19 protein-coding genes are annotated in these 20,700 nt (G+C 72.1%); 5 read left to right on the forward strand and 14 right to left on the reverse strand.

The window, feature by feature from the left end; translation table 11 throughout:
• The first annotated feature begins 131 nt into the window (after nt 1-131).
• Together AB0K08_RS12850 and AB0K08_RS12855 are read left to right on the forward strand one after the other, a co-directional pair.
• Nucleotides 132-1,067: a LysR family transcriptional regulator gene (locus AB0K08_RS12850; RefSeq protein WP_363355055.1), complete on the forward strand. Its 936-nt coding sequence runs from the start codon at nt 132-134 to the stop codon at nt 1,065-1,067.
• 112 nt (nt 1,068-1,179) lie between these two features.
• On the forward strand, nt 1,180-3,039 hold the full coding sequence (locus tag AB0K08_RS12855; protein WP_363355057.1) for a DUF222 domain-containing protein: 1,860 nt from the start codon (nt 1,180-1,182) through the stop codon (nt 3,037-3,039).
• 64 nt (nt 3,040-3,103) lie between these two features.
• Here AB0K08_RS12855 and AB0K08_RS12860 read toward each other — a convergent pair whose 3' ends face one another.
• The 7 genes from AB0K08_RS12860 to clpS form a co-directional block, all read right to left on the reverse strand.
• The gene (locus tag AB0K08_RS12860; protein ID WP_363355059.1) at nt 3,104-4,258 is read right to left on the reverse strand and encodes an exonuclease domain-containing protein; all 1,155 of its coding nucleotides are present in this window, start codon (nt 4,256-4,258) and stop codon (nt 3,104-3,106) included.
• On the reverse strand, nt 4,258-4,974 hold the full coding sequence (rdgB, locus tag AB0K08_RS12865) for an RdgB/HAM1 family non-canonical purine NTP pyrophosphatase (protein ID WP_363355061.1): 717 nt from the start codon (nt 4,972-4,974) through the stop codon (nt 4,258-4,260). The genes AB0K08_RS12860 and rdgB overlap by 1 nt, the downstream gene beginning before the upstream one ends.
• A complete protein-coding gene (gene rph, locus AB0K08_RS12870) occupies nt 4,971-5,747 on the reverse strand; it encodes a ribonuclease PH (protein WP_363355189.1) in 777 nt (258 codons plus the stop codon). Before rph ends, rdgB begins: the two co-directional genes overlap by 4 nt.
• Before the next feature lie 71 nt (nt 5,748-5,818).
• Nucleotides 5,819-6,634 carry an MBL fold metallo-hydrolase gene (locus tag AB0K08_RS12875; protein WP_363355063.1) on the reverse strand — a complete coding sequence of 272 codons (816 nt, stop codon included), beginning with the start codon at nt 6,632-6,634 and terminating at the stop codon, nt 5,819-5,821.
• A gap of 6 nt (nt 6,635-6,640) precedes the next feature.
• Nucleotides 6,641-7,690 carry a glutamate racemase gene (murI, locus tag AB0K08_RS12880; protein WP_363355065.1) on the reverse strand — a complete coding sequence of 350 codons (1,050 nt, stop codon included), beginning with the start codon at nt 7,688-7,690 and terminating at the stop codon, nt 6,641-6,643.
• On the reverse strand, nt 7,687-8,439 hold the full coding sequence (locus AB0K08_RS12885; RefSeq protein ID WP_363355066.1) for a DUF2017 family protein: 753 nt from the start codon (nt 8,437-8,439) through the stop codon (nt 7,687-7,689). Before AB0K08_RS12885 ends, murI begins: the two co-directional genes overlap by 4 nt.
• The gene (gene clpS, locus AB0K08_RS12890; RefSeq protein ID WP_363355068.1) at nt 8,439-8,816 is read right to left on the reverse strand and encodes an ATP-dependent Clp protease adapter ClpS; all 378 of its coding nucleotides are present in this window, start codon (nt 8,814-8,816) and stop codon (nt 8,439-8,441) included. The genes AB0K08_RS12885 and clpS overlap by 1 nt, the downstream gene beginning before the upstream one ends.
• Nucleotides 8,817-8,894: 78 nt before the next feature.
• Here clpS and AB0K08_RS12895 point away from each other — a divergent pair, with 78 nt between their 5' ends.
• Nucleotides 8,895-10,235 (forward strand): nicotinate phosphoribosyltransferase, encoded by a 1,341-nt coding sequence (locus AB0K08_RS12895; RefSeq protein WP_363355070.1) that lies wholly within the window; start codon nt 8,895-8,897, stop codon nt 10,233-10,235.
• Nucleotides 10,236-10,304: 69 nt separating this feature from the next.
• On the forward strand, nt 10,305-10,976 hold the full coding sequence (locus AB0K08_RS12900; RefSeq protein WP_363355072.1) for an isochorismatase family protein: 672 nt from the start codon (nt 10,305-10,307) through the stop codon (nt 10,974-10,976).
• Between the two features lie 55 nt (nt 10,977-11,031).
• On the opposite strand, the gene AB0K08_RS12905 is transcribed toward AB0K08_RS12900, so the two are convergent.
• From AB0K08_RS12905 to AB0K08_RS12930, 6 genes are all read right to left on the reverse strand, one after another.
• The gene (locus AB0K08_RS12905; RefSeq protein ID WP_363355074.1) at nt 11,032-12,837 is read right to left on the reverse strand and encodes a DEAD/DEAH box helicase; all 1,806 of its coding nucleotides are present in this window, start codon (nt 12,835-12,837) and stop codon (nt 11,032-11,034) included.
• Nucleotides 12,838-12,951: 114 nt separating this feature from the next.
• Nucleotides 12,952-13,329 carry a DUF3039 domain-containing protein gene (locus AB0K08_RS12910; RefSeq protein WP_363355076.1) on the reverse strand — a complete coding sequence of 126 codons (378 nt, stop codon included), beginning with the start codon at nt 13,327-13,329 and terminating at the stop codon, nt 12,952-12,954.
• A gap of 48 nt (nt 13,330-13,377) precedes the next feature.
• Nucleotides 13,378-14,955 (reverse strand): hypothetical protein, encoded by a 1,578-nt coding sequence (locus AB0K08_RS12915; RefSeq protein ID WP_363355078.1) that lies wholly within the window; start codon nt 14,953-14,955, stop codon nt 13,378-13,380.
• Nucleotides 14,940-15,782: an ABC transporter ATP-binding protein gene (locus AB0K08_RS12920; RefSeq protein WP_363355080.1), complete on the reverse strand. Its 843-nt coding sequence runs from the start codon at nt 15,780-15,782 to the stop codon at nt 14,940-14,942. The genes AB0K08_RS12915 and AB0K08_RS12920 overlap by 16 nt, the downstream gene beginning before the upstream one ends.
• A gap of 84 nt (nt 15,783-15,866) precedes the next feature.
• Nucleotides 15,867-16,859, reverse strand: coding sequence for a tetratricopeptide repeat protein (locus AB0K08_RS12925; protein WP_363355082.1), 993 nt, complete (start codon nt 16,857-16,859; stop codon nt 15,867-15,869).
• A gap of 111 nt (nt 16,860-16,970) precedes the next feature.
• Complete coding sequence (locus AB0K08_RS12930; protein WP_363355084.1) at nt 16,971-18,770, reverse strand: hypothetical protein; 1,800 nt, start codon at nt 18,768-18,770, stop codon at nt 16,971-16,973.
• 144 nt (nt 18,771-18,914) lie between these two features.
• Between AB0K08_RS12930 and AB0K08_RS12935 the strand changes: the two genes are divergently transcribed.
• Nucleotides 18,915-20,243, forward strand: a complete 1,329-nt coding sequence (locus AB0K08_RS12935) for an AI-2E family transporter (protein WP_363355086.1) — start codon at nt 18,915-18,917, stop codon at nt 20,241-20,243.
• Between the two features lie 51 nt (nt 20,244-20,294).
• Here AB0K08_RS12935 and AB0K08_RS12940 read toward each other — a convergent pair whose 3' ends face one another.
• A complete protein-coding gene (locus AB0K08_RS12940) occupies nt 20,295-20,669 on the reverse strand; it encodes a hypothetical protein (RefSeq protein WP_363355087.1) in 375 nt (124 codons plus the stop codon).
• Between the last annotated feature and the right edge of the window lie 31 nt (nt 20,670-20,700).

Below are 20,700 nucleotides of genomic sequence, written 5' to 3' on the forward strand. Positions count from 1 at the left end.
TCGCTGCGTCCGGTGTCCTCCCAGCGTGGACGCCGTGGACTCCGGCGTCCATCGACTGTTCCTGCACGGTGCTGTGCAGGGAAGCTGCAAGATCTCCCCTGTCAGGGGTGCACGCCCCTATGCTGGCGCGCATGGAGTTGTCGTTGCGCCGGCTGAGGATGCTGCGGGAGCTGCACCTGCGCGGCACCGTGACGGCCGTCGCGGTCGCCCTGCACTACAGTCCCTCAGGCGTCTCGCAGCAGCTGGCCCAATTGGAGCGGGACGTCGGCGTCCGGCTCGTGGAACGCCACGGGCGGCGACTGCTGCTCACCGAACTCGGGCTGGTCCTGGCCGAACACGCCGAGGAGATCCTCGGTTCGGTGGACCGGGCCACCCTGGCGCTCGAACACGCGCAGAACGGGGTGACCGCCCGGTTGACGGCGGGGGTCTGGGCCTCGGTGGCCTCCAGCCTGGTGCCGCCGGCCCTGACGGCGCTCGCGGTCGGCCACCCCGGGATCGTGGTCCGCACGGTGGAGTTGGACCCCGAGGACTCGGCCAGTGCGGTCAAGGACGGCACGCTGGACCTGTCCTTCGTGATCGACTACTCCGTCACCCCGACGCACATCGAACCGGCTCTGTCCCAGACATTGGTGGCGGTGGAACGTCTGCACGCGGCCGTGCCGGCGGGGATGGTCCCCACCGAGACCGTGCGGCTGGCGCAGTTGGCGGAGTATCCCTGGATCCTGGCCCCGGCCAGCGACCACTTCGGCCGCGCCGTCCGGACCGCCTGTCACCAGCAGGGATTCGATCCGAGGATCGTCCACACCGTGGCCGAACAGCCCACGGCCCTGGCCATGGCGGCCGGCGGACTCGGCGTGAGCCTGGTGTCCGACCTGGCGCTGGAGGTGCTTCCGGTGGGGGTGGACATCATCGCCCTCGAGGAACCCGTGATGCGTACGGTGTCGATCGCCTACCGCACGTCGCCCACGCCGCGCCAGTCGATCCGCCTGGTGATCGACGCCTTTCGGCGGACCGCGGCCGAGAAGGGCCTGGCGGCCGGACCGGTCGCCTCCTCCACCGCCGACTGAGGCCCCGGTTCCGTCCACATCCCTCGGGGCAGGTTCTTATCGTGTCCGCCACCCGTGTTCGAATACCAGTACGAGAGAAGGCTGGTCGAGGGACGGGACGGAGGACCCGAGCATGGCAACCGACCCAGCGGACGAGCACGGCCGCCCGGAGGGCGCTCCCAGCCTCGACGAGCTGCCGGTCCACGAGGTCGTCGCCCTCGCCCGGCAGGCCATGGACGTCCTCGCCCGTCGCCTGTCGGGCCCCACCACACTGGCGTCCTTCGAACGGGTCGCCCCTCCCCCACCGCGGCTCGGGTGGGAAGGTCAGGACACCCTGGCCCCCATCGCACCGGGCGAGACGGCCCACGGGCCCGACTTCGTGGCACCGCCCCCGCTGTTCGCGCAGGGATCCCTACCGGTCATCCACCGGGACATCGAGGACCTGGGGCGGGTCATGACGGCGATCCACACCTCGCTGGCCGGGCACGCCGCGCGGGCCATGGAGGACGGCGGCCTGCGCGAACCCCTGCTCGGCATCCCCGGGGGCGCCCGGCCCTTCCGGGACGCCCCGGACTGGATGGTGCGAACCCTGCGTATCGGGCGGCCCGAGGCGCGCCGGCGGATCCAGCGGGCCCGGCAGACCCAACCGCCGGCCCCGGAGTTGTCCGGCCACCGACGCAGCGCCACCTACCCCGTCCTGGCCGAGGCCTTCCTCCACGGCACCATCGATCCGACAGCCCTGGACCTCATCACCCGGGCCCTGCAGGACACCAGGGAGGACGCCGAGGCAGGCGGCGTCGATGCGCAGTTGGGCGAGGAGTGGCTGCGGCAGGGTGAGGAGCTGTTGACGTCTCAGGCGGGTGTCTTGGACGCCGAGTCGATGCGTCACGCCTGTGCGCGGTGGCGGCAGTGGGCCCAACATGCCCTGAACCCCGACGGGATCGAACCCTCGGAGGCCCTGCCGAACCTCCAGCAGGGGCTCTCCTATCAGGGGAAGCGGCGCCGGTTCCACCAGTGGAAGATCCTGGCCGATGATCTGCAGCACGAGGTCCTCAGCACCATCGCCGGGGCCGCCACCAATCCCCGGGCGAAGGGCTCGTTCGATCCGGAGGACCCGACTGGCTCGACGGGCCCGGCTGACCCGGCGGACCCGACTGGCTCGACGGAATCGAACGATGGTGAGACGCCTGGACCAGTCCACTCCGACGGCCCCGGGGTGCCGGCTACGCCTGCTGAGTCCGCGGCAGCCGAGGGTGGCTGCGACCCGGACCGCTCCTGGGACCGTGCCGCCGAGTTGGCCACGGATCCCCGCACCCGCCACCAACGACAGCTCGACGGGCTCACCTCCGCACTGATGGGCGCACTCTCGCTGACCGACGGCAACGGACTTCCCGATTCCGGCGGTGGCCGTCCCCTCGTGATGGTCGCGATCGACTACCAGACCCTGGCGGACCAGTGGGCGCGCGGTGCGGCCGGCGAGACGACGTCTTCGGCCCCGCCAGTCGCGCCCGATCCGCCCCATCAGCCCCATCCGCCCGGAACAGCGGAGATGCTTCCCTTCGACCCCGGGGACTTCCGATCCGAGGCCGTCTTCACCGGGCCGATCAGCCCGACGACCATCCGCGCCTTGGCCTGCGACGCCGATCTGCTCCCCGTGGTCCTCGGTGGTGCCGGGCAGGTGCTGGACGTGGGGCGTTCCCAACGGCTGTTCCCGGCCCGGCTCCGAAAGGCGGTCACCGCGAGGGACGGTGGTTGCACCGCTCCGGGGTGCACTATGCCTGCTCCCTGGACCGAGGTCCATCACGTCCAGTGGTGGACCCGGGGCGGACCGACCAGCGTGGACAACGGTGTGCTGCTGTGCAATCGGCACCACGTGGCCGTGCACGGCGGCTCCTGGGACATCACCCTGGAAGACGGGATCCCGTGGTTCGTCCCGGCGCCCTTCATCGACCCCTTCAGGAAGCCGCTGCGGAACCACTATTGGCGGGCGTGACGCTTCGGCGCTGGCCAGACGCCTCAGCAGACGCCTCGGCAGACGCGGCCGCCGTCGTCCGCGGTCATCCGGAGGCGGCCGGCCAGTTCACATCCAGCATCTGCAGGAACTCCGGCTCAGAGACCAGCTCCACGTGCTGACCCTGCCGGCGGCGCGCCAGCGCGTCACGGGTCTTGCGGTGACCCGTGGCCCCGGCCCGCACGGCGGAGTTCAGGTCCTCGGCACGGAAGCCGTCACCCACCACCAGCATGCTGGTCTGGGCATTGACCCGGCTGGCCGGCCGGGCGCCCCAGGCGGCGGCGCGGTTCTTGGCCTCCTGCCGGGGCATCCCCAGGTTCCCGGTGAACACCACGGTCTGCCCGTAGAGGGGGTGCGCCGGGTCGGCATCGGCCGCGGGCTCCGGGTTGGTTCCCTCGTCCGGCCAGTGCATCAGGTCCGGCAGGCGGGCTGCGTGGGGCAGCTCGACCGTGGCGTCGAACACCGGCCCGAGACCGCGGGCCTGCCGGGTGGCCCGGGACTCAGGCCCGGCGCCCGCACGGCGGGACTCCAGCCGGCGGAGGCGGATTCCGTCGAGGGACAGGACCCCGGCCAGGCTGGTCTCCAGCACGCTCGTCCCTGCCACGCTCGTCTCAGCCACGTTCGTCTCTGCCATGCTGCGCCCCGGCCCGATCGATGTCACGGAACGCGCGTTCGGGGTGCCCGCGGCGTTCGCCGCCCGCCGTTCGGCCGCGTCGATCATGATCCAGGCGCAGGCCTCGGCATCGGCCAGGGCATCGTGGTGGTTCAGCAGGGGGTGGCCGGCCTCGGCCGCGGCCATCGGCAGGGCGTACGAGGTCAGGTCATAGGCGCGCCGGGACATCACGAGCGAGCAGGCATAGTCCAGGCGGGGGATGTCCCGGCCGGAGACCTCGAGGGCGGACTCGATCACGCCGACGTCGAAGCCGGCGTTGTGGGCCACGAGTGGATCCGTGCCGATGAAGTCGGCCAGGTCCCCGAAGACCTCGGCGAACCGGGGTGCCCCGGCGACCTGCTCGGCCGTGATCCCGTGGATCCCCACGTTCCGGGGGTCGAACCGGTCGAATCCGGCGGGTGGCCGCATCAGCCAGTGCACGCGCTCCACGGGCCGCCCGTTGCGCACCCGCACGAGTCCCACCGAGCACGGGGACCCGCGGAAGCCGTTGGCCGTCTCGAAGTCCAGCGCCGTGAAGTCCAGCGCCATCAGCGTCCCCCGGGACCGAGAGGCCCGCCCGGCACACCAGCCCCGCCCGCCACACCCGGGCCGCCGGATCCGTCGGATCCGTCCAGGAAGCGCACCAGTTCCGGCAGGATCTGGCGGAAGGCCGCGCCGCGGTGGCTCAGGGAGTTCTTCGACGAGGGATCGAGCTCCGCCACGGACACGTCCATCCCGTGGGGCTGCAGGATCGGGTCGTAGCCGAAACCACCGCTCCCCCGGGGTTCCGTCAACAGCGTCCCGGTCAGGAACCCGAGTTCAACGTGCTCCGCACCGGCCGGAGTCACCACGGCCGCGGCGCAGATGAACGCAGCGTTGCGGTGTTCTGGTCCGACGTCGGCCACCTGGTCCAGCAACAGCTGCAGGTTGGCGGCGTCATCGCCGTGCCGGCCGGCCCACCGGGCCGAGAAGATGCCGGGGGCGCCCCCGAGGATCTCCACGGACAGCCCGGAGTCATCGGCCACCGCCACCAGGCCCGTGTGGCGGGCCACGGCGTGGGCCTTCTTCAAGGCGTTCTCCGCGAAGGTCACACCGTCCTCCACCACGTCCGGGGCGCCGACGGCCGCGGCGTCCACCACCTGGGTGTCGACGTCCAGGCCCGGGACCTCACCGCGCAGCAGCTCACGGAGCTCACGGAGCTTGCCCTGGTTGCGGGTGGCGAGCACCAGCCGGGGTCCGCCGCCCGAGGCTTCGGTGCCACTCATCGCTCGCCCGCCAGGGTCTCGGTCTGGATGCGGGCCAGCTCGGCGGTCCCCTGGACGGCCAGGTCCAACAGGGAGTCGAGCTCGGACCGGTTGAAGGGGGCCTCCTCCGCGGTGCCCTGGACCTCCACGAAGTCCCCGGACCCGGTGACCACCACGTTCATGTCCGTCTCCGCGCGGACGTCCTCCACGTAGGGCAGGTCCAGCATGGGGGTGCCGTCGATGATCCCCACGGACACGGCGGCCACCGAGTCCTTGAGGGGCTGGGAGGAGGCCTTCATGATGCCCTGACCCTTCGCCCAGGCGATCGCCTCGGCGAGGGCCACATAGGCGCCGGTGATCGAGGCGGTGCGGGTGCCGCCGTCGGCCTCCAGCACGTCACAGTCCAGCACGATGGTGTTCTCCCCCAGCGCCTTGAGGTCGATCACGGCGCGCAGGGAGCGGCCGATGAGGCGGGAGATCTCGTGGGTCCTGCCGCCGATCTTGCCCTTGACCGATTCACGGGCCGAGCGGGTGTTCGTGGCGCGGGGCAGCATGGCGTATTCGGCGGTCACCCAGCCGGTCCCCTCGCCCTTCAGCCACCGGGGCACCCCCTCGGTGAACGAGGCGGTGCACAGCACGCGGGTGTTGCCGAACTCGATCAGTGCGGAACCCTCGGCCTGCCGGGACCAGCCGCGGGTGATGGTGATGGGGCGCAGCTCGTCCACGGCGCGGCCGTCCTCGCGGACGGTGTGGGAACGGCTGTTCTCGGGCAGGCCGGAGGCTCCGGACGTCATTGGGGTCATGCACGTCATCCTACCGAGGGGGCCGGACCGGATACGACCGGCCCACCCCCGCCCGCGCCCGCCTACACCCGGTAGGTCACCCCGGACACGGCAACGGCCAGGTGCCCCGCATAGGTCTCCCGCGCCTCCACCGAGGCGGCCAGGGGGTCGGTCCACACGGGCAGGTGCGTCAACAGCAGGCGCCGGGCGCCGGCGTCGGTGGCCATCTGGCCCGCACGCCGGCCGGTGAGGTGGACGCCGTCGATCCCGTCGTCCCGGCCCTCCTGGAAGGCGGCCTCACAGAGGAACAGGTCGGCGTCCCGGGCGGCCTCCACCAGCCCGTCGCACGTGTCCGTGTCCCCCGAATAGGTCAGGACCCGGTGCACGGGTTCCCCGTCGGGACCCGGCTGGGTGGTCTCCACGCGCAGCGCATAGGCCTCGTCGATCGGGTGGCGCACGGGGAAGGGGGTGATGGTGAACGGCCCCACCGTCACGGGCACCCGGGCCCGCCAGTGCTGGAAGTCGAAGTCGGGGTGCATCCCGGGCTCGGGGTCCAGGCCGTAGGCGGTGGCCATCCGGTCCGCGGTGTCCGCGGGGCCGTGCACGGGGACGTGGATGCCCTTCCAGCCGTAGGGGTTCCAGCGGATGGCCACGTGCAGCCCACACAGGTCCATGCAGTGGTCGGGGTGCAGGTGGGAGAGCAGGATGGCGTCGATGTCATCCAGGGCCATGTACCGCTGCAGCGTCCCGAGGGCGCCGTTGCCCAGGTCCATGATGACCCGCCACGTCTTGGTGCCGGTCCCGTCCGGGGTGGGCCCCTCCGCCGTGATGAGGTAGCAGGAGGCCGGGGATCCCGGACCGGGGAACGACCCGGAGGCACCGATGATCGTGAGCTTCACGCTGCGTCAGGCCTTTCGTCCGTCGGGATCCGTGATGAGCCCCCGAGGGATGGGGGAATCCGGCGTTGGCTCCACTGTACTGGCCGGACCGGGCACGACTTCCCCGGTGGCCCCGCCCCGCGCGGCCTCGACCATCTCCGGGGTGATCCGGGCCAGCACGCCGGTCGGGTAGCGCTCGGCGATGTGGCCCACGTGCTGGACGCCGCCCACCTCGGGGCCGAGGAAGCGCCGGGCCAGGGTCTCGAACTGCCGGGGATCGCCGGTGGCCATGAAGGTGTGGGGCGGCACCCGGCTGACCCCGGGGTTCCCGGGCCCCCCGGCGTCACCGGGGCTCCCGGGGCCTTCGAGGCCGTGGCGCACCAGGGCCCGGTACACGTCCTTGGCGGTCTCCTCGGCCGAGGACACCAGTGTCACCTCCTCCCCCATGACCAGGGAGATCACCCCCGTCAGCAGCGGATAGTGCGTGCACCCCAGCACCAGGGTGTCCACCCCGGCGGCCTTCAGCGGGGCCAGGTACTGCTCGGCGGTGGCCAGCAGCTCCGGCCCCGTGGTGACGCCGGCCTCCACGAACTCGACGAACCGCGGGCAGGCCACGGAAGTGATCTCGAGGTGCGGGGCGGCGGCGAAGGTGTCCTCGTAGGCCCGTGAGCCCACGGTCGCCGCGGTCCCGATGACTCCGATCCTCCCGTTGCGCGTGGCCGCGACCGCCCGGCGCACCGCCGGCTGGATGACCTCTACCACCGGGATCCCGTACCGCGCGGTGTATCGCTCCCGGGCGTCCCGCAGCACGGCGGCCGAGGCGGAGTTGCACGCGATCACGAGGACCTTCACGCCGGCGTCGACCAGTTCGTCCATGATGCCCAGGGCGAACGCGCGCACCTGGGCGATGCTCCGCGGCCCGTACGGGCCGTTGGCGGTGTCACCCACGTAGGCGATCTGTTCTCCGGGCAGCTGGTCGATGATGGCGCGGGCCACCGTCAACCCGCCGACGCCGGAGTCGAAGACGCCGATGGGTGCGCGCGGCTGGGGAGCCATCGGCAGGGTGGTGGGGCTCATGGTTGGTCCGGCAGCTGCGTGGACAACGCCAGCATGAGGGTCTCCAGCAGCCAGGTGGTGAAGTTGTACAGCAGGGCCATGTAGGACTCGACGTCCGTGGCTGAGGCCCAGTCGTCGACCGCATGCACCCGTTCGGCGTCCTCCTCGGAGTCGATGCCCAGCCGTGCGGAGAGCACCAGGCGCACGTCGTTCAGGGCGCGGCTGAAGGACACCGCGTTCGCCTCGTCCAACACCAGCGGGTTCACCTGCAGTGCGGCCACCGCCCGTTGCAGGTCGGCCGTCTTGGACCGTCGCACGCTGTCCTCCGTCAGGGCCCGGAACTCGCCGGCGGCGGCCTGCTCGGCCGCGGTCTCGCCGTGTACGCCGGGTGGCAGCAGGCGCGCCAGCGCCTCGTCCCGCGGCGCCTCGCGGTGCAGGGCGGCGGTGTGCGGGTCAGAGGGCACGACGCCGGCCCCCTCGCCTCCCAGCCCGGCGACGATGTCCCAGAAGGGGTCGCCGGCCGCCTCCGCAGATGTACCCGCGGCGGGGGCGTCGGGGGCCGAGGCGGAAGGGGCGGATGTGGCGGGGGCCGAGGTGGACGGGGCGGATGTGGCGGGGGCCGAGGTGGACGGGGCGGCCGAGGGCGGGCGCGGCTCCTCGGCGTCCAGCAGTTGGATGACATCCGCGAACAGGGTCCGCAGCAGGCGCCGCTCGGCCTTCTCCAGATCGGCCACGAACCCCTTGGGCGTGCTCTTGAACGCGCGGGCCATCAGGCGCCCTCACCCGGGCTGTGCTGCAGGGTGGCCCACAGTCCGTAGCCGTGCATGGCCTGGACGTGGCGTTCGGACTCCTCACGGCCGCCGGAGGCCACGATCGCCTTGCCGTCCTGGTGGACCTGGAGCATCAGCGCATCGGCCTTGGTGCGGGAGAAGCCGAAGTAGGACCGGAAGACGTAGGAGACGTAGCTCATGAGGTTGACGGGGTCGTTCCACACGATGACCTGCCAGGGGCGGTCCGCGGCCTTCCGGGCGTCGGTTCCGGAGGCGGTCTCCTCCCGCTCCAGGACATCGGTGCCGGGACCGGTCCCCCCGCCGGGGGCGCCGGGCGCCTGCCCCGGGACATGACGGGATTCGATGGTCGAGAACATGGCGACCAGTCTACGGCGGCATCACCCCCGGGCTGACCGGTGCGCCTCGGTCCGGCCGCAAGTTGTAGGGTGAGCCTCGTGACCGACCAGATCTCCACCGGCACGCCCGGGTGGCTGCTGCCCACGTCCCTGTTCACGGACCATTATGAGCTGACCATGCTGGAGGCCTCGCTGCAGTCCGGCGCGGCCCACCGGCGCAGCGTCTTCGAGGTCTTCACCCGCCGGCTGGCCGAGGGACGCCGCTACGGAGTGGTGGCCGGCACCGGCCGGCTGCTCGAGGGCCTGTCCGCGTTCCGCTTCCGCACGGAGGAGATCGACTTCCTCGCCGATCAGCACGTGGTGGGCGAGGCCACCCTGCAGTGGCTCGCCGATTTCCGGTTCTCCGGCAACATCTACGGCTATGCCGAGGGCGAGACCTTCTTCCCCTACTCCCCCGTGCTGCAGGTCGAGTCCACCTTCGCCGAGGCGTGCATCCTCGAGACGTATCTGCTCTCCGTGCTGAACTACGACTCCGCCGTCGCCTCCGCCGCCTCGCGCATGACCTCGGCCGCCGACGGCCGCCCCTGCATCGAGATGGGCTCCCGGCGGATCAACGAGGAATCGGCCGTCGCCGCGGGCCGCGCGGCCGTGATCGCCGGGTTCAGCGCCACCTCGAACCTCGCAGCCGGCCTGCGCTACGGGGTGCCGACCGTCGGCACCGCCGCCCACTCCTTCACCCTGCTGCACGATTCGGAGCGGGAGGCCTTCGAGGCACAGGTCGCGTCCCTGGGCCGGGACACCACCCTGCTGGTGGACACCTTCGAGGTGGAGACCGGGGTCCGCACGGCCGTCGAGGTGGCCGGGACCGCGCTGCGCAATGTGCGCCTGGACTCCGGCGACCTCGTGGAGCAGGCGCACTGGGTGCGTTCCCTGCTGGACGAGCTGGGCAACCACCGGACCGGGATCATGGTCACCTCCGACCTCGACGAGTACGCGATCGCCCACCTGCAGTCCGCGCCGGTGGACTCCTACGGCGTCGGCACCCGGTTGGTCACCGGCTCGGGTGCCCCCACGGCCTCCATGGTCTACAAGCTCGTCAGCCGGCAGGACGGCCACGGCCAGTGGATCGACGTGGCGAAGTCCTCCTCCGGCAAGGCCTCGGTCGGTGGCCGTAAGTCCGCCTCCCGCCGGCTCAACGACGCAGGCCGGGCCACGGCGGAGCTGATCGGTGTCAACCGTCCGGCCGATGCCGACGCCGACGACCGCCCCCTCCAGCACACCTTCATGCGGGACGGGGAGCTGCTGCCCGGCTGGACCGGCCCCCAGGCGGTCGTGCGGGCCGCGGACCGGCACCGGGCCTCACATGCGGAATTGCCGGGCTCAGTGCGTAGACTGCAGCCCGGCGAAGCAGTGATCCCCACCGTCTTCACCGAGGCATGAGTTGCGGCCGGGCCAGGTGCCCGGCAGCGAAGTACCAGGACCCCTTTTGAGACAGGAAAGATCAACACCATGCGTGCATTGGTCATCGTGGATGTACAGAACGACTTCTGCGAAGGCGGCAGTCTGGGCGTCGAGGGCGGCGCCCAGGTGGCCGGCCGCATCACGGCGTACCTCGACGAGCACGCCCAGGACTACGCCGCGGTGGTCGCCACCCGCGACTGGCATGTGGATCCCGGTCCGCATTTCGCCCCGGAGGGCGCCACGCCGGACTACTCCGAGTCCTGGCCCGTGCACTGTGTCGCCGGTACCGAGGGCGCCGAGCTGCATCCCGAACTGGACACCGAGTTCCTGGACGCACAGTTCCTGAAGGGCCGCTTCGATGCGGCCTACTCCGGGTTCGACGGCCAGCTCGGGGCACCCGACATGGTCCGCTCCGGCGCCCCCGAGGGCCCGGCCGGTCCGTTCGGCGCCACCGCCGCGGCGTCCACCGCCGTGGAGGAGGACGCCCCCGGGCTGGACGACTGGCTGCGCGCCGAGGGCATCAACTCCGTGACCGTGGTCGGCATCGCCACGGACCACTGCGTCCGGGCCACCGTGCTGGACGCCATCGACTCCGGCTACGACACCCGCGTGTTCACCGACCTGGTGGCCGGGGTCGACGCCGAGCGCGCGGAGGAGGCCCTGGAGCTGATGGAAGAGAACGGCGCCATCCTGGCGGTGTGGGGCGGCTCCGCCGAATAAGCCCGCCGAGCCGAACAGGCCCGCCGAACAGGCCGGCCAACGACCTGCCGAGCGGCTACTTCCGCCCGACGAACCAGCCCTGCAGGGTCTTCAGCCGGGTCTGGAGCTGCTCCGCCGTCGCCTGGGCCACGGCCGGCCCACCGCTGATCTCCCGCAGGCGGTTGTGGATCATCCCGTGCGGCGTCCCGGAACGGGCCGACCACGCCGAGACGTTCTTGGACAGCTCGGAGCGCATCTGCTTGAGCCGGCGGTGGTCCACCACGCCGGCCCCGCGCTCGGCGGCGTGGTCCGGGTGCTCGTTGCGCACGGTCTTCGGCCGGCGCTTCAGCTGCTCGGCCTGGCGCTGGCGCAGCAGCTCGCCGACCTGCTCCGCGTCCAGCAGGCCCGGGATGCCGAGGAAGTCCAGTTCGTCCTCGGAGCCGATCGCGCCGCCGGTGCCGAACTCGGCCCCGTCGAAGAGCACCTTGTCGAAGGACGCCTGGGACTCCAGGGCCTTGAACTCGGACTTCGTCAGGGAGTCCGAGGCGCGCTCCTGGCGGTTCGCCGCCGCCAGCTCCTCCTCCTCGGGGGACAGCGAGAGGTCCTCCAGGTCCTCTCCCTGCGCGGATTCCGGCCGGTCCAGGGCGTGGTCGCGCTCGGCCTCCATCTCGTTGGCCAGCAGCATCAGCTGCGGCACGGAGGGCAGGAAGACGCTGGCGGTCTCCCCGCGCCTGCGGGAGCGCACGAAGCGCCCCACGGCCTGGGCGAAGAACAGCGGGGTGGACGTGGAGGTCGCGTAGACGCCCACGCACAGCCGCGGCACGTCGACGCCCTCGGAGACCATGCGCACCGCGACCATCCAGCGTTGGGTCCCCGCGGCGAACTCCTCGATCCGGTCCGAGGCGCCCTTGTCATCGGAGAGCACCACGGTGACCTCCTCGCCGCTGATCCGCTCCAACTGCGCGGCGTAGGCCCGCGCGCCCTCGTGGTCGGTCGCGATGACCAGCCCGCCGGCGTCGGGCACGTTGCGCCGCACCTCAGTGAGCCGGCGGTCCGCGGCCGCCAGCACCGAGGGGATCCATTCGCCCTCCGGGTTCAGCGCCGTGCGCCAGGCCTGCGCGGTGATGTCCTTGGTGGCGGCCTCACCGAGCTGGGCCTCCATGACGTCCCCCGTGGAGGTCTTCCAGCGCATCTGGCCCGAGTAGGCCATGAAGATCACCGGCCGGACCACGTGGTCGCGCAGGGCCGGGCCGTAGCCGTAGGTGTAGTCGGCCTTCGAGCGGCGGATCCCGTCCTCGTACTCGACGTACTCGACGAAGGGGATGGCGGCCGTGTCGGAACGGAACGGGGTGCCGGTCAGGGACAGCCGCCGGGCGGCCGGTTCGAAGGCCTCCCGGATCCCGTCGCCCCAGCTCAGCGCGTCGCCGCCGTGGTGGATCTCGTCCAGGATCACGAGGGTGCGGGCGTTCTCGGTGCGGTTGCGGTGCAGGATCGGCTTCATGGCCACCTGGGCATAGGTCAGGGCCACGCCGATGTACTCGTCGCCGTGCCGGCCGTCCGCGTTCTTGAAGTTCGGGTCGATCGCCACCCCGACCCGGGCCGCGGAGTCCGCCCACTGCCGCTTGAGGTGCTCCGTCGGGGCCACCACCGTGATGCGGCTGACCGTGCCCGCCTCCAGCAGCGTCTTGGCCACGCGCAGTGCGAAGGTGGTCTTGCCGGCCCCGGGGGTGGCGACCGCCATGAAGTCCAGCGGCTGCTTCTGCAGGTACAGCTCGAGGGCCTCCTGCTGCCATTGGCGCAGTTTGGGTGCGGTACCCCAGGCCGCCCGTTCCGGCAGGGCCGGGGGCAGATCGTCACCGATGTGGAACAGGGCTTCAGACACGGAGCTTGACGGCCTCCTCGCAGGCATGGTCGGGCTGGGAAAGGGACAGGGGATACCACCGGCACGACGGCGGCCGGCCGGGTGGGACGGTGCGTCCGGTTGGTCCGGGAGCGGCTATCTCCCGCGACCGCCGAACCAGCCGCGCCCGCCGCCCTTGCCGGAATCACCGTTGCCGGACCCGCCGGCTCCTCCGTCCTTCGGAGACTTCAGGCCGTCGTAGATCTCCTTGCACTCCGGGCAGATCGGGAACCGCTCCGGGTCCCGGCCCGGGGTCCAGACCTTGCCGCACAGGGCCACCACGGGTTCGCCGGTGACGGCGGACTCCATGATCTTCTCCTTGCGGACGTAGTGCGAGAAGCGCTCGTGGTCTCCCGGCTCCACATCCTGCAGCTGCTCCTGGCGGTCGAGGACCGCGGCTCCGCCGCTGCTGGGGCCACCGGGGGCGCCCGGGGCGCCGGGCTGGTTCGGGTCAGGATCGGCAGGCAGACTCATGCCGACCAGTCTACCGCCCCACCCCCGGTACCGCCCCCAGCGCCGTGCTCATCCGGTGGCGGCGAGCACCGACTGGTAGGTCTCCGCCTGGGAGCGGTTGAACCACCGCCCGCCCATCCGGATGCCCAGCCAGAGCAGGACGGCCCCCAGGCCCAGCCCCACCACGAGGGTCAGCCACTGGAACAGCATGTTGCCGGTGACCAACGCCACGATGTAGAGCACCAGCTCCGGCAGGGTCAGCGCCCCGACCACGACCATGGCACCCACGGAGATCAGCATCATCCTCATGCCGCCGCCCTCCGGGGTGGCGAAGGGGCTGGCGCCGGGAGGCGGCACCGGGTAGATGAAGCGGGCCGAGACCAGGGCGGACACCCCGGCCCCGGTCAACAGCGCGCCGAGGCCCAGCCCGATCAGGCCGGGCAGCAGGTTCCACCCGCCGGCCATCCAGACGGTGGCCACCGTGAACAGCAGGGTCACGGGGATCCCCCAGGCCAGCAGCGAGCCCACGCGGCCCACCCGGTCGTCCCGGCCGGACACCCCGGAGGTGACGTGCAGGGCGAAGGCGGAGCCGTCGTAGCTGATGTCCGCGGAGATGGAGTAGCCGAGCATGAACCCGGTGATGGGCCCCATCAGCAGGATCATGGTGTAGTCGCCGGACTGGTACCCCAGGAACCAGAAGAGCACGAGCATCAGGGGCAGCACCACCAGGGAGGCGGAGTACCGGGGGTCCTTGAGCCAGTAGAGCATCGAGCGGGCCGCGATCGCACCGGCCGGGGTGCCCGGGAAGATGCCCAGCAGCCCCAGTCCGGACTGCGTCTTGGTGCTGGCCGGTCCGGCGCCCCGGCCCTTGGCGTAGCTGAGGTCGACGGCCAGCTGCCAGAGCAGTACGGCCCCGCCCACCCACACCAGGCACAGCAGCCCCTGCAGGGCGGCCGTCAGGAACCGACCCTCGGCCAGCGCCCACGGGGCGGCGGTGAAGGAGCCGAGCGGGGTCCAGGCGAGCACCTGCGCCAGCCCGGGCAGCTGTTCCACGGCCGCCTGCACGGAGTCGGCGATCCCGGAGATGATCACCCCTGCCAGCATGAGCGGGATGAACGCCACGATCGACATGATCTCGCGGATCCGCCGCTGACCGGTGATCCCGGCCAGCAGGCCGGTCACGGCATAGGAGATGCACAGGCAGAACACGGCCCCGAGGACCGTGGTGCCCACGGCGAGCAGCATGGCCCCCGGGGCGTCCCGCCAGGCGAGGGTGGACGCCAGGAAGCCCAGCAGGGTGGCCGCGCCGGGGATGGTGACCAGCCCGGCCATGGCCAGTCCGGGGACGAGCTTGCGGGTGGGGATCCCGAAGGTGGCGAAGTTCGCCGGATCCAGGGTCAGGTCCACGCCCGTGAAGAAGACGGGGATGACGATCCATCCCAGCACCGCCAGGGCTCCGGCGAAGGCGAGGATGGTGCCCCGCATCTCGGTCTCCAGCTCGGGCATGAACCAGGCGCCGACCGCGAGCATCACCACCACGAACAGCAGGTAGGCCATGAACAGGATGGCCAGGATCATCTGGCCGGTGCTCTTCTTCCAGCCGTTGACGGTGATGGCCAGCTTCATCCGCATCAGGTGCGCAACCATGACAGCCCCTCCCCGGTCGAACGGCCGCCCACGAGGTCCACGAAGCGGTCTTCCAGGCTGCGGCCGTCCCGTACCTCATCCACGGTGCCGGCGGCCAGCAGGTTGCCCTGGGCGATGACCGCGACGTGGTCGCACATCCGCTGGACGAGGTCCATGACGTGGCTCGAGACGATCACGGTGCCGCCGGAGGCGACGAACTGCGCCAGGATGTCCCGGATGTTGGCGGCCGAGACCGGGTCCACGGCCTCGAAGGGCTCATCCAGCACCAGGACCTGCGGGGCGTGGATCATCGCGGAGGCCAGGGCGACCTTCTTGGTCATGCCCGCCGAGTAGTCCACCACGAGCTTGCCGGCGTCCGCGGTCAGGTCCATGACGCGCAGCAGGTCGGCCGTGCGTTCGGCCACGGTGTCCCGGTCCAGTCCGCGCAGCAGCCCGGAATAGGTGACGAGCTGCTCGCCGGTGAGCCGGTCGAAGAGCCGGACCCCGTCCGCGAGCACGCCCATCCGCCGCTTGGCCACGAGGGGCTCGTCCCAGACGTCCGTCCCGTGGATCCAGATCTGACCGTGGTCAGGGCGCAGCAGTCCGGTGGCCATGGACATGGCGGTGGTCTTCCCGGCGCCGTTGGGGCCCACGAGCCCGTAGAACGAACCGGCCGGCACGTCCAGGGAGATGCCGTTGACGGCGATCTTCTCCCCGAACCGCTTGGCCAGGCCGCGGATGGCGATGGCCGTGTGCGGGTCCGGGAGCGCGGCGGCGGAGTCCGGGCGCGGCTGGGGCGGGTTCCGGTCGGGCTGGGATTCGGGCTGGGAGCCGGCGGGAATGCTCATGGTCCTGACGGTAGCAAGGCCGACTGCCCCGCCAGAGGAACGCCATGGCCGGTACGGCCATGACTTAAGTCAGGAGTGGCCCTTCTAGAACAGGGCCATGGCCAGGGCCTTGCGGGAGGCCGCCGTCCGGGGATCCTGGTCGCCGACGATGGAGTACAGGTCCACCAGGTGTTCGCGGGCGGTGTTGCGCTCCGCGCCCGGGTGGGCCGCGACGAACCGGACCAGACGCTGGAAGGCGTCCTCCACGTGGCCGCCCAGGACGTCGAGGTCCGCCACGTCGATCTGGGCCTGCACGTCGTCCGGCTCGGTCGCCCCGCGCTCACGCACGGCCTGTGCGTCCATGGTGGAGGTGCGGGCCAGCAACCCGGCACGGGAGAGCCCGACCTTGGCCTCGGCGTCGGCCGGGTTCTCGGCCAGGGCCCGGCGGTAGGCGCCCTGGGCGTCCTCGTACCGGCCGGCGTCGAGGGCGTCCTGGGCCTCCTGGTGCAGCGGCGGCAGCGGCGGGGCCGCCGGCTCCTGCCCGTCTGCGGCCGGCGCCGCCGGCTCGCGCGGGGGTGCGAGCGGCGGCACGGTGCCGGAGACGCCGTTCTGGGCCGCCGCCGCGAGGAGCTCGTCGAGGAGCTGGTCCAGCTGCTCGGCGGGGACGGGCTGGTTCAGCACCGGAACCGGCTGGCCCGCCAGGACGGCGACGACGGCCGGCCCGGCCGACAGCCCGAAGGCGGACAGGACCTGGGGGTCGGCCTCGGTGTCCACCCGGGCCAGGATGAGCCGGCCTCCGAGCGCGTCGACGGCCGGTGCGAGCTGGTCGTCGAGCTGCTGGCTGACCGGGTTGGAGGGGGCGGCCAGGTGGACCAGCACCGGCACCCGCGAGGACAGCTGGATCAGCTGCTGCAGGTCGCCCTGGGTGGCGTTGTCCAGCACCCAGCTGCCGGCCGGGGCGCCGGCTCCGGACGCCGCGCCGGGCGCCGCGCCGGGCGCCGCCGGACGGGGCGCCTGCCCCGCCGGAGCCGGCTTGAGGGCGGACAGGTCGAGGGCCCCACGCAAGTGGGATGGCATGGCTGGGGGCTGCTGGGACATTCCGGCGCTCCTCCTGGCGTAGATGGACGGGCTGCTGACTGGTGGACTGGCGCTTCCGGACGGCACGCCGAGGACGGTCGTGGCCCGAGCGCTCCCGGCGACCGGTGCGGCTCAGTCGTAGGAGACGCTCTCCAACTCGTCGGTCAGGCCGACCAGGGAGATCTTCGCGTCGTCGCCGGTGGCGCCCTCGGCTGGTACGTGAAGGGCCACCACCTCACGGTACGTCATGCGCACGCGGGTGGAGCTCTCGTTGCTGTCCTCCCCCGCGCGGGCCGCAGCCAGGTCGTCCACCACCACCTTGCCCCCCGCCTCGCTCGGCGCGATCGCCATCTGGGCGTCGATCGTGCTGAACACCAGGGCGGACCCGTCCGCGAGGCGCAGGGCGGTGGCGGCGTCCGGCACGGCGTTGCGGCTGATGTACATCGTGGCGTCCGGGGCCGCCTCCTCGATACCGGCCTGGTACTCGTGGATGCCCTGGATCGCCGGGTTCTCCGTCATCTGGGCGGCGAAGTCCGCCTCGGGGTCGGTCAGGCAGCGGGCCAACCCGGCGACGGCCTTGCCGGGGCTCATGACCAATCCGGTGCCGTCATCGGAGGCGATCGTCTCCGCGCCCGTGTAGGACAGGTCGCTGGCCGGCAGCTGGGCGCCCGGCGTCATCGGGGTGTTGGCGACCAGCTTGTACTGCTCCCGGGCCGACTCTTGGCGCAGGACGAGGAACTGCGGGGTGCTGTTGCCCTCACCCTCCGTCACGACGGCCAGGGTCCGCGGGAAGGCGGGATCGGCCTCGGCCACCACGGACTTCACCGGTCCGGCGGCGACGGGGGCGGCGGCCTGGACGTCCTCCGAGAGCTCCCGGTTCTCGTAGTTGGCCGAGCGCATCGCGAGCGACTGTCCGCCGACGCGGGCCTCGAGCGCCCCGGCGTCCTGGGCCTCATCACCCGCCTCGACCACGCCGGCGATCTGGCCGAGGATCCGCTCCAGCTGGCTGTCCGTGACGATCGGATACGGCTCGTCCTGCCCGTCGGCGGAGGTTTCGGGGGTGGGGGCCTCGGCGCTGGGGGCACCGTCCGGAGACGAGCCGGCGTCGTCGGCCGTGGCCGGCCCCGCGCCCCACACACCGGTCATCACCAGGACGACGACGGCGGCCCCCGCTGCCCGGGCCTGCATCCCCCGGGCCTGCATCCCCCGGGCCTGCATCCCCCGGGGCTGGTCCGGGGACTGGGGCGAGGAGTCCGGCCGCGTGGTCGCCGGCACCGGGCGGCCTGCTGCGGTGCCGGAGCCGCCGCCGGGGCGCCCTCGACGCCGGCGCAGCAGGGCCCACACGAGCAGTGCGAGGCCCAGCAGGATCAGCAGGGCGCCGATGACGAACAGCGGGATGATCCACGGGCTGTCGCCGACCGTGTTGGTCCACGTGACGGTCATCTCGGCAGGTGCCGGTTCAGTGCCGTCGGCGGCCACCAGCAGGGCCCACTCGCCCTCGGAGGGGACGGACCAGCGCTGCTCGATGGTGCCGCTGGCCTCCTGGAGGTCCACCCACAGGTCCGAGCCGGCCGGGTCGGGCACGGTGGCCTCGCCCTCGGTGTGCTCCACCACCACCCGCGGGTCCTGCCCGTCCGGGACCTCGGTCTCGATGCCGGTCACGGTGTTGTGGGCGGCCTCGCCGACCCAGGCCTCGATGTCACGGGTCTGGCCCAGCATCACGGTGTAGTCGCCCTCGCCGGTCAGGGTGTACTCGACCGCCTCGTCCGCGGCACCGTCCACCTCGTTGATCCCGCCGGTGATGACCGTGAGCGGGGCCTCCGCCGGGGCGTCCACCCCCGCTCCGGCGGTGCTGGCCGTCACAGTGGCCGGGGGCGCCCAGATCGTCTGCAGCCCGATGGCGCCGAACAGGGCCGCCAGGCCCAACACCATGGCTACAACTCCGGATATTACTCGCACGCGGTCAACCTGTCTGTGGGTGGTCTGATTTCACCGCAAGAGTATAGCGGGAAGGTCACCGATTGATAACGATGCAGGTCATCGCCCACCGGGTCCGCGTGACGTAGCCTGTCGCTTGTGCAGGACCATGACTCCGCCCCCGCGGGCCCCGACGCAGCCGGCGACTCCGGCGGGGCCGCGCCCCCGCCGGGACCGGACCCCACCGTCGTGGCCCGGGTCCGCAGCTGGCTGGCCGCGCGGCGCCTGCCCGGGCCGCGGCCCCGCCCCCGCTTCGAGCTCCGACCCCCCGTGACGACGGCCGCGGGCCCACCGGGCACCCCGGCCTCCGACGGCTCCCCCGCGGGAACACAGCCGGCGGGCGCGCAACATGCGGGCGCGCAGCAGGCGGGCCTTCAACAGCTCAGGACGGTCCAGTGGGCCCACCCGGTCCAGCTGGGCTTCCTGCTGACCTTCGGCGTGGGTCTGGCCCTGCTGCTCTTCGGGATCATCTCCGCCAACACCCAGCTGCTGGTCTGGATCGGGGCCGCCCTGTTCATCGCGCTCGGCCTGGACCCGGTGGTGCGCCGCATCGAATCGTGGGGCGCCCCCCGGGGGGTGGGCGTGGCCGCCGCGGTGCTGATGCTGGCCGCCATCCTGACCGCCTTCTTCTCGATCCTGATCCCCATCGTGGTGGACCAGACCGCCAGCTTCATCAACGACCTGCCGCGGATGGTCTCCGACTTCCTGGAGTCTGAGTTCTTCCACGACCTGGACAGCCAGTTCGGCATCCACGACATCGCGGTCAACGAGGTCGAGAAGTTCATCGGTGACTCGGCCAACGTCACGGCGGTCTTCGGCGGACTCTTCGGGGTGGGCTCGGCCATCGTCAACACCGGGTTCTCGGTGCTGATCGTGCTGGTGCTGACCCTCTACTTCCTGGCCACCCTGCCCGCCATGAAGTACTGGGCCTACCGCCTGGCCCCGGCCTCGCGCCGGCCCCGGGTGGAGTACCTGGGCGAGGAGATCACCTCCTCGGTGGGCCACTACGTGATGGGCCAGTCGGTGGTCGCCGGGCTCAACGGGCTCGTGGCCTTCATCGCCATCTCGATCGCGGGGGTCCCCTTCGGCGCGCTGCTGGCCTTCTTCGCGGGACTGATGGCGTTCGTCCCCCTCGTCGGCGCCCTGACCGGCGGCATCGTCATCACACTCGTGGCCCTGATCAGCGGCTGGCAGGCCGCGCTGATCTTCGCGGCCATCTACTTCATCTACCTGCAGGTCGAGGCCTACTTCGTCTCCCCGCGCGTGATGAGCCAGGCGGTGGCCGTCCCGGGGTCCGTGGCCGTGATCGCCGTGATCGCCGGCGCCGCGCTGCTGGGCGTGCTGGGGGCCCTCATGGCCATCCCCTTGGCCGCCGCCGTGATGCTCGTGCTCAGGGAGGTGCTGATCCCCCGCCAGGACCGGTTGTAGGGCCCAGCATGGGTTCTGCGGGGGCAGCCGCGTGGGGATCTGGACTGGGCCCTAGTACAGGCCGTCCTGCCGGCGGGTGGACCAGCAGGTGGGGTGCCAGTGACGCCGTTCGGCGGCGGCCGCCTCGTCGCCGAGGATCCAGTCGCTGCGCCAGGCCACCAGGTGCGCCATACCGGTCGGGATCGTCCGGCCGCAGCCCGGGCAGGTGTAGTCCTTCACCGCACGCCAGGCGGCGATCCGCCGGACATGCCAGCCGCCGTCGTGCCCGTCCTCCTGCCGGTACCCGGGGTCCAGGCCCAGCAGGCCGTCCAGCCGGTCCTGCTCGCCGGGAGCCGGGCCCCGGCCCCGTGGCTGGCTGCGGGGCCGGCCCTGCGGCTGCCGGGACGACTGACCCGGGCGGCGGCGGGGACGGTTCGAGCGTGGCACCCCTCCATGGTTCCACACCACCACTAGACTG

Source organism: Citricoccus sp. NPDC055426, from assembly GCF_040677445.1.
Taxonomy (GTDB): domain Bacteria; phylum Actinomycetota; class Actinomycetes; order Actinomycetales; family Micrococcaceae; genus Citricoccus.

Bases quoted from the DNA above. Each gene is read 5' to 3' on its own strand.
- rph (WP_363355189.1), bottom strand. From the start codon at position 5,747: ATGACGTCCGGAGCCTCCGGCCTGCCCGAGAACAGCCGTTCCCACACC.
- AB0K08_RS12915 (WP_363355078.1), bottom strand. From the start codon at position 14,955: ATGGTTGCGCACCTGATGCGGATGAAGCTGGCCATCACCGTCAACGGC.
- AB0K08_RS12860 (WP_363355059.1), bottom strand. From the start codon at position 4,258: ATGGCGCTGGACTTCACGGCGCTGGACTTCGAGACGGCCAACGGCTTC.
- AB0K08_RS12930 (WP_363355084.1), bottom strand. From the start codon at position 18,770: ATGGTGTTGGGCCTGGCGGCCCTGTTCGGCGCCATCGGGCTGCAGACG.
- AB0K08_RS12920 (WP_363355080.1), bottom strand. From the start codon at position 15,782: ATGAGCATTCCCGCCGGCTCCCAGCCCGAATCCCAGCCCGACCGGAAC.
- AB0K08_RS12900 (WP_363355072.1), top strand. From the start codon at position 10,305: ATGCGTGCATTGGTCATCGTGGATGTACAGAACGACTTCTGCGAAGGC.
- AB0K08_RS12925 (WP_363355082.1), bottom strand. From the start codon at position 16,859: ATGTCCCAGCAGCCCCCAGCCATGCCATCCCACTTGCGTGGGGCCCTC.
- AB0K08_RS12850 (WP_363355055.1), top strand. From the start codon at position 132: ATGGAGTTGTCGTTGCGCCGGCTGAGGATGCTGCGGGAGCTGCACCTG.
- AB0K08_RS12910 (WP_363355076.1), bottom strand. From the start codon at position 13,329: ATGAGTCTGCCTGCCGATCCTGACCCGAACCAGCCCGGCGCCCCGGGC.
- AB0K08_RS12885 (WP_363355066.1), bottom strand. From the start codon at position 8,439: ATGGCCCGCGCGTTCAAGAGCACGCCCAAGGGGTTCGTGGCCGATCTG.
- clpS (WP_363355068.1), bottom strand. From the start codon at position 8,816: ATGTTCTCGACCATCGAATCCCGTCATGTCCCGGGGCAGGCGCCCGGC.
- AB0K08_RS12855 (WP_363355057.1), top strand. From the start codon at position 1,180: ATGGCAACCGACCCAGCGGACGAGCACGGCCGCCCGGAGGGCGCTCCC.
- rdgB (WP_363355061.1), bottom strand. From the start codon at position 4,974: ATGAGTGGCACCGAAGCCTCGGGCGGCGGACCCCGGCTGGTGCTCGCC.
- murI (WP_363355065.1), bottom strand. From the start codon at position 7,690: ATGAGCCCCACCACCCTGCCGATGGCTCCCCAGCCGCGCGCACCCATC.